Raw genomic sequence first — 13,697 nt, forward strand, 5'->3', positions numbered from 1 at the left:
CAAGCGACATGATGTCGTCAGTCTCAACGCGATCTGAACAGGATTCGTGATCGATGTCCGCTGTCCGCGCGCACGTCATAGCCGATCTTCGGGAACGCATCAGCTCCATCGAGAGCCATGCGGTGAAGAAGGTTGGGTGCCTGGAGTTCGGCGTGCCCGAGATTGATGCCGTTCTTCCGGGAGGCGGATTGGCCCACGGTGCTCTCCACGAGTTCGCTGGAGGCGGGGCGGGAACAGTTGATGGAGCCGCGGCAGCGCTCTTCGTGGCGGGGATCGTAACCCGCACTACAGGGCCGATCGTCTGGTCCCTGACGAGGCCGGATCTGTTCTTCCCAGCGCTGGCGCAGGTCGGCTTGAAGGCAGACCGGGTGATCTTCGTGGAGTCCGACAAGGAAGAAGACGTGCTGGCGAACATGGAAGAGGCACTCGCCTTTGGCGGCCTCGGCGCTGTGATCGGCGAGATCGTCCGGCTTCCGATGACGGCATCGCGCCGTCTGCAGCTTGCGGCGGAGAAGACAGGAACGATGGCGTTGGCGGTCAGGCGATGGCGGCGGCAGACCGAGGCCAGTGACTTCGGCCAGCCGACGGCGTCGACCACACGATGGAGGGTGAGTGTCAGGCCGTCGGAAGAGCTTCCGGTACCGGGGGTGGGACGGCCGAGATGGTTTCTTGAATTGATGAGATCGCGTGCGGGCGAATGTGCCGAGTTTCTTGTAGGAGCCTGCGATGACAAGGGTCGTATCCATCTATCTGCCCGACCTGCCGACGGATCGCATTCGTCGAGCCGATCCATCTATTCCGCCTGACCAGGCGATTGCCGTGATCGCCAAGTCGGGATCCAAGCGCTGGGTGTCGGCCGTCGACGCCGCGGCAAAGAAAGCTGGCGTTCACGTCGGAATGCAGGCCGCCAGGGCGCAAGCTCTGTTTCGAGGCCTGACGATGGTCGACGCGGACCCTGCAGCCGATGCGGCAGCGCTCGAACGGATCACCTACTGGGCGTTGACCCAGTATTCGCCCATCGTTGCCGTCGACGGCCTCGACGGTCTCGTGATGGACACCGAAGGCGCTGACCATCTGCAAGGCGGCGAGGAACCGATGCTGGCGCGGATCGCCAACCAGTTCCGAGCCAAGGGACTGACGGCGAGGGTTGCAATCGCCGACACGTGGGGTGCGGCGAACGCGTGCGCCCGCGCCGTCACTCGCGACACCGTCATTGTTCCCAGAGGCGAGACCGTTCGTGCCGTGGAGAAGCTTCCGCTTTCCCTTCTGCGCCTGCCGGACAAGATCGTCGGGGATCTGCGCACCCTGGGCTTCAAGACGATAGGCGAACTCGCAAACACTCCGCGGGCACCGGTGACGCTTCGTTTCGGGCCTGAGGTCGGCCGACGCCTCGACCAGTTGTTCGGCCGCACGCCCGAGCCTATCGATCCCATTCGAACTGCCGATATTGTCGAAGTCAGCCGGGCGTTCGCCGAACCCATCGGTGCCGCGGAGACCATCAACAAGTACGTCGGACGGTTGGTCGCCCAGCTCGTCGCCGAGTTGCAGAAGAGGGGCCTCGGGGTCCGGCGCACTGACCTCATCGTCGAAAAGGTGGATGGAACCCGTCAGGCCATAAGGGCAGGGACCGCAAAGCCCGCCCGCGATGTGACCTGGCTGACCAAGCTCTTCAGGGACCGAACCGAGAAGATTGAGCCAGGATGGGGCATCGAGAAGATGACGCTGGTCGCCGTTATGGCGGAACCGCTTGAGGATGCGCAGAAGGCGTCATCCCTGGTGGAAGACGAGGTCATCGACGTGACGCCCCTGATCGACATCTTCGGAAACCGCGGAGCGCGGGTCTATCGGGTGGCCCCTGTCGCCTCCGACGTTCCCGAGCGGTCTGTGAGGAGAGTTGGTGCCGCATCAGCTCCGGTAGAGGCAACGTGGGTCACCCATTGGAAGCGACCCGTCCGTCTGTTGGCGCGACCTGAACAGGTCGATGTCATGGCGCTGATGCCAGACCACCCGCCCGTCTGGGTCATGTGGCGTGGCAAGCGACGGAAGGTGAAGGCTGCCGACGGGCCGGAACGCATCTTCGGAGAGTGGTGGGAGCGCAATTCCGAGATGGCCGCGGTGCGCGATTATTTCGTGGTCGAAGACGATGCGGGCGAACGGCTCTGGATCTATCGATCCGGCGATGGCGTGGATACGGAGACAGGCAGCCACAAGTGGTTCGTACATGGGGTTTTCGCATGAGATACGCGGAGCTTCAGGTCACGACACATTTCTCTTTCCTCCGAGGCGCGAGTTCAGCACAGGAGCTGTTCGAGACCGCAAAGCTATTGGGCATTGAAGCCGTCGGCGTCGTCGATCGGAATTCCCTGGCCGGGATCGTCCGTGCGCTCGAAGCGTCTCGATCAACTGGCGTCCGGCTGGTCGTCGGCTGTCGGCTCGACCTGCAGGACGGGATGTCGATCCTCGTCTACCCGACGGATCGCGCCGCCTATTCCCGGCTGACACGCCTTATCACGCTCGGGAAGTCCCGCGGTGGCAAGAACAATTGCATTCTGCACCTTGAGGACGTCATCGCATACTCGGACGGGATGATCGGCATCCTTGTGCCGGATATGCCAGACGACGCTTGCGCAGTCCAACTCCGGAAGATGGCGGAGATCTTCGGCGACAGGGCATATCTGTCGCTCTGTCTGCGGCGACGGCCGAACGACCAACTGCGACTACATGAGCTGTCGAACATGGCGGCGAAGTTCAAGGTCAAGACCGTCGTCACGAATGATGTTCTCTTCCATGAGCCAGGCAGGCGACAGCTTCAGGACGTCGTCACCTGCATCCGCAACAACACGACGATCGACGAGGTTGGCTTCGAGCGCGAGCGACATGCCGATCGGTATCTCAAGCCGCCAGAAGAGATGGATCGCCTGTTTCCGCGAAACTCGGACGCTCTCCGGCGGACGATGGAAATTGTAGACCGTTGCAAGTTCTACCTTGAGGAGCTGACCTACCAGTATCCAGAAGAAGCCATCGTGCCCGGCAAAAGCGCGCAGGAATCCCTGGAACACTATCTCTGGGAATGCGTGCCGAACCGATATCCTGAAGGCCTGCCGCCCGATGTCTTGAAGACTGTCCGGCACGAGCTCGACCTGATCCAGAAGATGCAGTACGCGCCGTATTTCCTCACCGTCTTCAGCATCGTGAAATACGCCCGCAGCCAAGGCATCCTCTGTCAGGGCCGAGGATCAGCCGCGAACTCGGCCGTCTGCTACATCCTCGGCATCACGAGCATCGACCCGTCGACGAACGACCTTCTTTTCGAGCGCTTCGTTTCTCAGGAACGTGACGAGCCGCCGGATATCGACGTGGACTTCGAACACGAGCGGCGCGAGGAGGTCATCCAATGGATCTACAAGACCTACACGCGCGAGAAGGCCGCTCTCTGCGCGACGGTCACACGATACCGGGCGAAGGGCGCAATCCGCGATGTCGGCAAGGCGCTCGGCCTTCCGGAGGACGTCATCAAGGCGCTTTCGTCGGGCATGTGGTCGTGGTCGGAGGAAGTGCCGGACCGCAACATCCGTGACCTCGGCCTGAACCCCGAGGATCGCCGTCTTGCACTCACCCTCCGGCTGGCGCAGCAGCTCATGGGCGCGCCGCGTCACCTGGGGCAGCACCCAGGCGGCTTCGTCCTGACACATGATAGGCTGGACGATCTCGTGCCGATCGAGCCTGCAACCATGAAGGATCGCCAGATCATCGAGTGGGACAAGGGCGACGTCGAAGCTCTCAAGTTTATGAAGGTGGACGTGTTGGCTTTGGGCATGCTCACCTGCATGTCAAAGGCTTTCGACCTCATCCGAGAGCACAAGCACGTCGATATCGACCTTGCGAAGATCGAGCAGGAAGATGCGGCCACGTATGCGATGATCCGGAAAGCGGATACGCTGGGCACCTTTCAGATCGAATCCCGCGCGCAGATGTCGATGCTTCCGAGGCTTCGACCGCAGACCTTTTACGATCTCGTCGTTCAGGTCGCGATTGTCAGGCCGGGGCCGATCCAAGGCGACATGGTCCACCCATACCTCCGGCGGCGTGAAGGCAAGGAAAAGATCGAATATCCGACACCGGAACTTGAGGCTGTTCTCGGGAAGACTCTCGGCGTGCCACTGTTTCAAGAGTCCGCGATGCGTGTCGCCATGGTCTGCGCCGGGTTCACGGGTGGTGAGGCCGACCAGCTCCGGAAGAGCATGGCCACCTTCAAGTTCACAGGCGGCGTCTCGCGGTTCAAGGACAAGCTGGTGTCCGGCATGATCAAGAATGGCTATACGCCAGAATTCGCCGAGAAGACCTTCGGACAACTCGAAGGGTTCGGATCCTACGGTTTCCCGGAAAGCCATGCGGCATCGTTCGCTCTCATCGCCTACGCCTCCAGCTACGTGAAGTGCCACTATCCCGACGCGTTCTGCGCCGCGCTTTTGAATTCGCAACCGATGGGCTTCTATGCTCCCGCGCAAGTCGTCGGATGCGCCAAGAACCACGGCGTGAAAGTTCTCCCAGTGTGCGTGAATCGATCTCGCTGGGATTGCACGCTCGAACGCGTCGGCAATGGTGACCGTCATGCCGTCCGTCTCGGGATGCGGATGGTCAAGGGGCTGGCGATGGCCGATGCCGCCCGCATTGTCGCCGCCCGGATGAACAAGGATTTCGAGAGCATCGACGACATGTGGCGGCGTTCGGGCGTTCCGTCGGAGGCTCTGAAGCAGCTTGCCGACGCCGATGCCTACCTGCCGTCTCTGAAGCTCGAAAGACGTGATGCCATTTGGGCGATCAAGGCCTTGCGCGACGAGCCACTACCGCTGTTCGCTGCCGCTGCCGATCGCGAGATGAAAACGATCGCGGAGCAGCAGGAGCCGGACGTCGCACTTCGGCAGATGACTGCTAGTCACAATGTCATCGCCGACTACAGCCACACGGGGCTGACGCTGCGCGAGCATCCGCTCGCGTTCCTGCGAAAGGATCTGCAGAAGAAGAACATCGTCACGTGCTTTGAAGCGATGAACGCTCGCGACGGCCGCTGGCTGATGACCGCGGGACTTGTTCTCGTCCGTCAGATGCCTGGATCGGCGAAAGGCGTGATGTTCATCACCATCGAGGACGAGACAGGTTCTGCCAACCTTGTGGTCTGGCCATCATTGTTCGAGAAGCGCCGCCGCGTGGTGCTCGGATCGTCGATGATGGCGATCAATGGCAAGATCCAGCGGGAGGGCGATGTCGTCCACCTTGTCGCGCAGCAGCTCTTCGACCTGTCCGCCGATCTATCCGGGCTTGCAGATCGCGACATTGATTTCAGACTACCGACAGGCAGGGGAGACGAGTTCGCCCACGGCTCGCCCGGAAGTCTGGATTCACGGGATCGATCAAAGCCAGTGCCCCAACCTCGAGACATCTTTGTCAGGGATCTGCATATCGATACGCTCAAGGTGAAAGCGCGGAACTTCCATTAGCTTTACCTTAGGTGAGGACGTCTCCTGTAGTTGTTGCTGGCCGAGAACAGGCTGCAGCTCGAGCCGCTCGTAGACCTTCTCGTGGTCAGGAGCAGCATGGCTCCTGATGTCATCGAAATCATGCTGCGTGAGCTTGAGGACGTGAAGTTAGCTTCCGAGCAGGATCCTGAACCGGCCGACGGTCCCGGCTGGGCCGAAGAGCCTGCCAACGACTGGCCGGGCGCGCAGACATAGGGGACAAACAGCTCGGCGAGGTCCGACAAAAATCTAACTCGATGTTGATTGCTTCCGGAGGCATCTAGCTCCCTTCGGCGATCTTGATTGACTGTTTACCTGTTCGCGTTATGTTCGGTAATGCAACCGGAAGGCAATGATGCGATCGCGATTCTATTCAATACCTGCAAGCACTGCGGCCGCCCCCACGAGCGCGAGGGGGAAGACTTCTCGGCTGACAGGTTCGGCAATACCTGCAGCGGCGACAGCAGAGCGATGGCGGCTGCGGTCCTGAAGGCACGTCCGGTGACAAGGTCCGAAATCCTTGCTTCCGGGAGTTATCTCAAGCCGTCCTCGAACCGCGCCTAGCGCCGAAATACTTCCGAAGCTGGCTGTCGGCCAGGCTCTTGGCCACGGGGCCGCCCGAACTGTTCGAGCGCGACTTCATGGCAACCATCACGTCGGAAACCTAGGTCATTGACGAGCTAGAGCGGCGCCTTTTTCGTGATCATAACGTTCACGTCTTCTGTGATCGGTTCTACCCACACTGTCATTGACATAAAAAACGTCATGCTACGCAAGGGAGTGCAGTAGTCGTTGGTTGCTACCGTGTCGAGGGTATCGTGAAACGTTGCCTCGACCGCGATCTTAGCCGTCGCAGGCTGGCCATTCTTATTCTGCAGTCTGAAGCAGAGAGAATGCGCACAGTATAAATCCTTGCAGAGAACGCCCCAAACAGGTGTTCGCTCGCCCAACTTCACGAGCGTGCTCTCGTCGTAGTACTGGTCAGCGAATGAGAGCTGTGTGTTCAAAGCGAGGACGCATAGCAGAACGAGAAAGTTCCTGACCTGCTTCATTTCGGCGCCTTGTCGTACATCCGCAGCTTTTGCACGTCCCTTTGTGCTCTCAACTCCATTTCATCGAGGTCCTTTTGGGATCGATCTTTAAGCGCGTTGATGTTCTGCGCATTCGTGTTCATTGAGGCAATCAGCGCATCGGCATCGGCAGTCAACCCCGCGTCATCCGTTTTCGCAGCGGTCGCTAGCGTCACAACGTCGTTCGTTTGCTTAAGCATACCGGCGGTCCGCTGGATAGCCATCTGCCGATCAACTGGTCCACCGCCGTTCACATTGTTCAGATTGTTGGTGTAGTTCTTAATAGCCTCCGTCCCTGCCGCCTTTGAACGAGTGAGTTCATCTGCGGCCTGGTCGAGGCGTTTGGCTCTCATCGCCTCCACACCGCGCTCGATCTGTCGCAAGGACTCCAGAATGTGTTCATAGTCAAGAACCTGGATGTGTCCGAGGGCAAGAAGTCCGGGCAAAGCAGGTGTTGGTTCTAGCGTGTCGAAAAGGGCCTGCGCGGAAGTTGTCTTCGGTTGCCGATCATTTGGGTCGATGTAGGTGACCACCTTGTCTCTATTATCAGCCGCATGAAGGTACTTTGACATCTCATCCCGTCGTTTCACAACGCAATCGTGGATGGTTTGGCAATACGGTTTGTCTCTGTCCCCAATCAAAATATTCCACTCTAAGCTGGGGACTTGAATTCTTCTTATCTGCGCGTCCAGTTCGGTCTGAGCCAACGCCGGACTGATGTTCACCGCGCACTTCACAATCGCCCCCCTAATTAAAAGGTCACTATAAGCGATCGAGATATCTGTCGCTTTGGTACTCGTGGTAACACGATTGCGCATCTCGTCTATTTTGTCGGAAAAATTTTGAGTATAATCGCCGATCTTTCCTTGGTTGAGTTTGTCGCGCCCGCCTAGATAAAGCACGGAAGCTAGGCTTGCGCGGAATTCGGTCGCCCCGAGGTCTGCGGTACCCACAATGCCGCATTGAATGGCCGACGCGCCTCTTGCGATGTTGTCCGCCACGATCTTGTCTAGTGTCGTCAGATAGAGGACCACACTTTTATCGATTAGGGGCTGAGCCTGAACGATCGTATCCAATAGCGCCTTTGCGATATCGGATGGGAGTTTCTCAATCATCTCCCGCGTGCCCCGATCCAACCCGATCGTTATCGCGTTGGCGGGATAGGAGAATGACAGCAAGGCCAATATCACAATAGAAGCCAACCTGATCATGACACCCCTCCTGACATGTCGTATAAGGATATTGCAATTTAAGAGAGAGCGATAGAGATTGCAGCTACCACTTTCTGATTAGGCGAGATGTCAACGACGGAGACATTGCCTTTCACGCCTTTGCGCCATTTACTATTTCATAGGAAAATCGCCGCGTACCAACCCTCTTGTTGCCGATAGTCAGCCGCTCCGCGCTCGCAAGCCTCGCGACCAGTATCCTATGCCAGCCTCGGGTGGACCCTTGTTTGACCTTGCTGAAACCTCGCCCGACGATCGGACCGGATTGGATTTACGAGTTAAAGTGGGACGGCTATCGGATCGCCATGCATCTCAACAACGGGCATGTTCGGACCTCACGCGAGGTGGACATGACTGAACCCGCCGGTTCCCTGCGTTCGAGGAGGCGGTGAGGCGGCTACAGTCGGAAGTGCCGTCATCGATGGCGAGGCGGTTGTTCTCGATGCGGAGGGCCGGTCCGACTTCGGTGAGCTCCAGCAGTCGCTCGGTGGCCGAGGCGGAAACATGAACTCCGGCGCGTCGATCATATACGCGTTCGATCTCCTTACTCTTTATTCTGGTACAAGCCGGGTCGACTCCCGATCGAGCGCGCCGCCCTCGGAGTCAGTGCGCTCGCTAACGACCTCGAATCAGATCGGGCTGAACTCCACGAACTCGCACTGCATGTGATCCGACCGCGACTCCTTCCAGTCATAGACGTATTCCCCCTGATCGACGGCGGAGCAGCTTAAGCCGGGCATCACGGTACCCGATGGATTGGTGGCCGCTTTGCGAGCCGTATATCGCCAGAAAAGGCCTGAGCTTTCTGAGTGATCCTTTTCGAAGCGCGAGAGCTGAACGACTCCACACGGCCCTTCGGGCTGTGAGGAAACAACCCAAGCACCCGCGTTGCCAAAATCAGACACCCAAACAAACTCCTGCGCGAACGGGTTCGAACTGACCTGGCAGGTTCGAAGATCCTTATCGTGGTCGACCTTTGTAATCTTTAGGAAGTTTTCCTCGGTCGGATGATCGCACATGCCCGCGAGAGCGCGGAACGTGTCGAGCACACTGGGGTTCGCTTTCGCGTCCTCTTGTAGACGGATCATGCCTTCCTTGAACTTCGCAGCATCCGTCGCGATTCCAGGATTGCGGGCGAGGGCGGCATCGATGGAAATCTGACCCGTGGCCATGCCGAGCCAGACGCCGACCATGTTGCATTCCTTGGGATCGGAGAATTCCTTCATAGCACTCGGATAGTTCTTGCGGGCTTCATCGAGCTTCTTTTCCAGATCGGCTGCCTTCGCCTTCTTCCGTACCGCCGTCTGTATGAACTCGCACCGCAGTCGCTGGCTCTGCTGCATGATGCAGTTATAGGTCAGCGATGAATCCTCCTGCTGATTGTAGAGCATGCCAGTCGTCGGGTAGTCGGTGGCGACCGCGTTCGACGCGAGCAGGCCAAACAGGCATGCGAGAAGTGATCTCATGGGGAAGTCCTCCGGGCGCATGTTTGCAGCGGCGCGCGCCGAAATTCAACTTCCTTGTGAACTGCACATCGGAAATTTGCCGTCATGATGGCGTCGAGCTTTTTCCGAAAGGCGATCCATGCTCAAGTCGCGGGAAACGATCAGCATGGGGCGGGATTAATGGAAGATCTCCGAGCAACGGCCGAGCCGTCAGCAGCGACGATGATCGACCACATCATCTGGAACGTGGAGAGCATGGCTTTCCCAGTCTCCCCCGAGGAGGCTGAGGTCTTGGCGAGCGTTCTGAAACTGCCTCGGGTAACCGTCACACGGCCATCCCAGCAAAACCTACTAGCGATGGGGATGGTAGCGTATGATTGTCACCGGAATTGTGCCGTCTACGCTGAAAGCGACCCGGATGGCTCAACCAAGCATGTTTGGGGTTGGATCATCCACGGATCCGATCTAATCCTTCACTCCGTCGTGGAACGTGGCGGACTTTGGCGCTGCCTGACACCGCAACACATCCCAGTGCCTCCGCACTTCACGTTCATCCCGGACATGACCATAGAGTGGCTGGAAAACGCCGATGGATCACGGGAACCATTCAGGAACGGAGCCCGGCTTCCTGATGCGCTTCGAAAGTATCCCGAAGACCATATCCGCATGAGAGATCGGTTTCGCGAACTCGTAGACTCGGGCGTGTCTGTTTTCAATGCCCGTTCAATCGTCGAGGCTACGCTCGGAGCTGAGTTCAGCTCGAAGCCTGGAATTTGCTGATCAGTCACCATAGCGTTGCAGCCTTCTTGCCCTTTGGATAGTTCGTCCTTGCGATGGCTGTTTTGATTGCGCTGCCGTAGGGTGCACAACCGCCTTCAATCAAAGGGAGAACCTCAGATGAGCAAACAGCTCTTCGACGTCCACGTAGAACGGGTCAACGAGAACGCCAACCAGCAACCTGAGTTCGATATGAAGGCGGTTGCCGTCAGCATCACCGAAGATGGTCAGCTGACAATCCAGGGAGAAGGTGGCAAGTCCAGGAGCCTGAGTGCATGGGGAAGCGTCACCATCACTCGCGTGGTTAGGGGCAGTGAATGAGGAAAAATCCAGCGGCACTGCTTACGTCCGACACCCTGCTGCTCGGCATCTACTGGATCTTCTGGATAGCACTGTTCGCACTGGCGGCTGCTCAGCTGCTCTATCTGTTCAGAGGTCATAGCGATCTCGGTACAGCAATATCATTGGCACTTCCGGCCGCAGGCTTTAAATATTTCGTTGGCACAGTTACCAGCGAGAAGGACGCGGGAAGCGAGCGGCAATTGCAGTCCTATCGGTCATTCATAAAAAGCGCCCTTGTTTGGTCTGGACCGACAGTCTTTCCGGTGAACGATACTCGGCAACTGGATGAGGGTTTGGCTTTCGGAACCGTCATCAGCTCGACGGTGGGCTTCAATGTCTACAATTCCGATACCAAGAGCGTCCTGTCTGGGAGCATCGTTGGCGAGCTTCTCCCGTCCGAAGTCTACGGATACCTTGGTCACGTGAAGGAACTCGAGAAGATCGACCGCTGCATCAAGTTTGTCGCCAAGCGGATGGGACCCGGCGACAACGACAACCTGCTCCACGACCTTAGGACAGTCATCCTTCGCGCCGCTTTCGACTTGACGAAATCTGACAAAGACGCCTTTGAGGCGGAATTCTCTGCGGCTCTGCAGGTGCTGTTTTTAAAGGCTCATAAGACACCGCCAGTCCGGAGCCTTCTCGCGGCGACGAAAGCCGCGTACGAGCGGCTCGACAGCCGACGCATCCAAGTTGCCGACTGGAGAGTTATGTCGAGCTGGATCAAATCCACCCCGCCGGAGGCCTTCGACGATCTACTTGGGGAGACCGGACTGTCGGTCCCTGTACCGCCCAAGGAAAACTTTCGAACATACGACGGGTGAAATGGAGGCGAACAGATCGAACTCGCCCGCGCCGAGTGGGAGGCTGCTTGCCGCCGTTGCACTCGCCGCGGGCGGCTTCAGTTGCCAGCGCCGCCGAGGATATTCGAAACGGCATTGTCGTTTTGGTCGTCGTCTTCCACACGTGCTGCGATCTTCGATTTGATCCCGTCGACCATTGTTTGGAGTTCCGGCCTGATGGCGAGGGCGGCGGCACGCTCGGCGGGCATGTCGATGAAGAGACGCATAGCGGTGAGTCGCGAAGCTACACTGTCGAACATCGTTCCCGGATTAAGGATCTCGTACATTGCGGTCGCCGACCATCGCGATGGATCTACGTTCTCGACGTCGATAAGGCATCGGTACGCCATGCCGTCCGGCGGAATCATCCTGCTGAGTTCGTTCCGTGAATCCCGATCGCACAGGACATCCCACATGACTCTGCGCTCGGCCTGGCCGTACTCACCATTCATATCTCCCGACCATTGGAAGTCGAGTATTCCAGGGGATCCTTCCCTGTCGTAGCCGTATTTATTGCGAGCTTTGATGGACAGATAGAGAGCGGTGTCGAAATCCTTCTCCTTCAGATCGACACCTTCGCATCTCTCCACCATGAATGGCTTGTCACTGCCCATGATGTTCCCAAAAAGCTTGTCCTCGCGCAGCTCGCGATTGTCGCACCGGTCGAAGCTGAGCTTGATCCGTAAGAGGCGATCCTCGTAAGCATAAGCCTCGACGGTTGCCTCTCGTCCGATCGTGCACCGAATTGAGGTAATCTTGCTCGACGAATAGCTACGCTCATCATCGTGATCATTGGTTGGATCCGGCTTGCCGATGATTATCGCTCCCGAACCCGGGGTCTCGACGGGATCGAACAGGTTGTCGGACAGTGTCGTGTCCTTGTTGACCCACCTGACAGGAACCGAGAAACCGCCCGTTGCGCATCGGCCTGACTGTCCCAATGCAGCTTGCAATGTCGCCGAGGATTTACCTAGCTGCGCCGACCAATCGAATGCTTGAGCTGCCGCCATAGGCGTGAAAGCCATCAGCGCCACTGCTGCAATTGCAGACCGCATACCCCGTCCCCCATAAAACCTGGAGATTGTGTAGCGACACGACCGAGCAACAGCAAGATGGTCGGGGTCGGTCTCCCCCGGGCGCTCACAGCGGCCCGAAGGAGATTTCAATGGTCACCCCTGAGGCAATTTACGCGGGTTCCGAAAATGAAGGTAGAGACACCTCAGGGCCTCAGCGGCCACAGGGACATCGCCCACATTCCGGATCGTGAACTCAGCTGTCACGTCTCCACGCGCATTGAGCTTCGACCATTTGAATACCTTCCATTCTTGCCTGATCTGCTGCTGGTTAGCCACGAAGACCTTCCACTCACGACGAGCCGTCCGGTTTTGGAAAGTCTTGCGGATTTTGAGCAGTCGGCCATCGACGTGCAGTTCCACGAAGGTTGACCGGGTCGCCGTGTAGGCCTTCACCACCTGGCCTCCCGAGACCGGAGGAATGACAAAGGACGCGCAGATTCTGGTCATCTCGCCGCGGAATGCGTTCCACAGGTCAGGATCACCATCGCCGTCGATGGTCCCGACAGCGTTCTCAAGCGCCTTTCGCTCCACCAGATAGATCTCATGGCGGCCGCGGATCTTGGAATGGCAGCGCCGGATGCCAAGTTCCTGAAGCCGGGCAGCAAGATAGAATTCTGTGCAGCCGAGACGGTCCATATAGGCCTTGGCATTCACGTACTTCGAGCTGAATGCATCAAACGACGCCCGATCTAGGTATGTCTGCCCGTCCTCACCAATTCGGCTTTTGATAACGCCCGCGCGCACGAACAAGCTGATGACGTCCGTCCCCATTCGCATGACGGCGCCGGCTTCGATGACGCGAACTTCGGCTTCATGGACTCGCCGACGAAAACCTGTCTTGTAGGCGACCGCCTCGAACCGCCAGGAACCGATTCCCTTTCGGCGTCGATCGATGTTGGCAACTGTCATTTTTCCTTGCAGTACGGCCTGAACGATATCTGCAACGCTCTTTCCTAGCGCTTTTGCCATGTAGTCGATGCCGTACTGCTGGCCGCGGCTCTTGTTGGGTTCCACTGCGAGAACACACTTGCGTAGGGCTTCGACCTCGGACCGAAGGTGCGCTAGTCCATGACCCTCGTGGCCGAAGATGCGGGTGTGCAGGAATCCCTTGATGATTCCCTTTGATACCAAATGCCGGACGCAGGATTCCGAGCAGCCCAACAGGGATGCTGCCTGTTTCACTCCGATCAGGTCCGCCGCTGTCGCGTGAAGACGTGCCACTTCATCTTCGGTCAGGAATACACGCAAGGCAGGATCCGTGCTCTTTGCAGAAATGCCTGCTTGCTGACTGATGGCCCTCAGTCCGCGAACATCCATGCCGATGGCCGCCGCGGCTTCCTTTATCGTGGATTCCCTATGCCTAAGTCCTTCGACACCCGTGCTCTGCCGACCGATGCGTC

General features: G+C 58.3%; 12 protein-coding genes and 1 pseudogene. 9 read left to right on the forward strand and 4 right to left on the reverse strand.

Going from position 1 to position 13,697, the window contains the following annotated elements; genetic code table 11:
- The first annotated feature begins 53 nt into the window (after window positions 1-53).
- From AC2444_RS31360 to AC2444_RS31380, 5 genes are all read left to right on the forward strand, one after another.
- Window positions 54-806, forward strand: a complete 753-nt coding sequence (locus tag AC2444_RS31360; RefSeq protein ID WP_128449917.1) for an ImuA family protein — start codon at window positions 54-56, stop codon at window positions 804-806.
- Entirely contained in the window at window positions 727-2,238 is a 1,512-nt protein-coding gene (locus tag AC2444_RS31365; RefSeq protein WP_128449918.1) for a Y-family DNA polymerase, read from the forward strand. Before AC2444_RS31360 ends, AC2444_RS31365 begins: the two co-directional genes overlap by 80 nt.
- Window positions 2,235-5,498, forward strand: coding sequence for an error-prone DNA polymerase (locus AC2444_RS31370; RefSeq protein WP_128449919.1), 3,264 nt, complete (start codon window positions 2,235-2,237; stop codon window positions 5,496-5,498). The genes AC2444_RS31365 and AC2444_RS31370 overlap by 4 nt, the downstream gene beginning before the upstream one ends.
- 30 nt (window positions 5,499-5,528) lie before the next feature.
- Complete coding sequence (locus AC2444_RS31375; protein WP_128449920.1) at window positions 5,529-5,732, forward strand: hypothetical protein; 204 nt, start codon at window positions 5,529-5,531, stop codon at window positions 5,730-5,732.
- A gap of 87 nt (window positions 5,733-5,819) precedes the next feature.
- On the forward strand, window positions 5,820-6,080 hold the full coding sequence (locus AC2444_RS31380) for a hypothetical protein (protein WP_128449921.1): 261 nt from the start codon (window positions 5,820-5,822) through the stop codon (window positions 6,078-6,080).
- A 484-nt stretch (window positions 6,081-6,564) separates the two neighbouring features.
- Here AC2444_RS31380 and AC2444_RS31385 read toward each other — a convergent pair whose 3' ends face one another.
- The gene (locus AC2444_RS31385; protein WP_128449922.1) at window positions 6,565-7,797 is read right to left on the reverse strand and encodes a hypothetical protein; all 1,233 of its coding nucleotides are present in this window, start codon (window positions 7,795-7,797) and stop codon (window positions 6,565-6,567) included.
- A 139-nt stretch (window positions 7,798-7,936) separates the two neighbouring features.
- Here AC2444_RS31385 and AC2444_RS31390 point away from each other — a divergent pair.
- Window positions 7,937-8,361: pseudogene (locus AC2444_RS31390) on the forward strand (ATP-dependent DNA ligase); the annotation flags it as partial.
- An 83-nt stretch (window positions 8,362-8,444) separates the two neighbouring features.
- Here AC2444_RS31390 and AC2444_RS31395 read toward each other — a convergent pair.
- Complete coding sequence (locus AC2444_RS31395; RefSeq protein ID WP_245461275.1) at window positions 8,445-9,281, reverse strand: hypothetical protein; 837 nt, start codon at window positions 9,279-9,281, stop codon at window positions 8,445-8,447.
- A gap of 84 nt (window positions 9,282-9,365) precedes the next feature.
- Here AC2444_RS31395 and AC2444_RS31400 point away from each other — a divergent pair, with 84 nt between their 5' ends.
- The 3 genes from AC2444_RS31400 (at window position 9,366) to AC2444_RS31410 (ending at window position 11,203) form a co-directional block, all read left to right on the forward strand.
- Entirely contained in the window at window positions 9,366-10,040 is a 675-nt protein-coding gene (locus AC2444_RS31400) for a hypothetical protein (RefSeq protein ID WP_245461276.1), read from the forward strand.
- A gap of 117 nt (window positions 10,041-10,157) precedes the next feature.
- The gene (locus tag AC2444_RS31405; protein WP_128449923.1) at window positions 10,158-10,358 is read left to right on the forward strand and encodes a hypothetical protein; all 201 of its coding nucleotides are present in this window, start codon (window positions 10,158-10,160) and stop codon (window positions 10,356-10,358) included.
- Window positions 10,355-11,203, forward strand: coding sequence for a hypothetical protein (locus AC2444_RS31410; RefSeq protein ID WP_128449924.1), 849 nt, complete (start codon window positions 10,355-10,357; stop codon window positions 11,201-11,203). The genes AC2444_RS31405 and AC2444_RS31410 overlap by 4 nt, the downstream gene beginning before the upstream one ends.
- A gap of 77 nt (window positions 11,204-11,280) precedes the next feature.
- Here AC2444_RS31410 and AC2444_RS31415 read toward each other — a convergent pair whose 3' ends face one another.
- Both AC2444_RS31415 and AC2444_RS31420 read right to left on the reverse strand, forming a co-directional pair.
- The gene (locus AC2444_RS31415) at window positions 11,281-12,276 is read right to left on the reverse strand and encodes a hypothetical protein (RefSeq protein WP_128449925.1); all 996 of its coding nucleotides are present in this window, start codon (window positions 12,274-12,276) and stop codon (window positions 11,281-11,283) included.
- A 114-nt stretch (window positions 12,277-12,390) separates the two neighbouring features.
- Entirely contained in the window at window positions 12,391-13,614 is a 1,224-nt protein-coding gene (locus AC2444_RS31420; protein WP_128449926.1) for a hypothetical protein, read from the reverse strand.
- Window positions 13,615-13,697: the final 83 nt, after the last annotated feature.

Source organism: Rhizobium sp. WSM1328 (assembly GCF_057653715.1).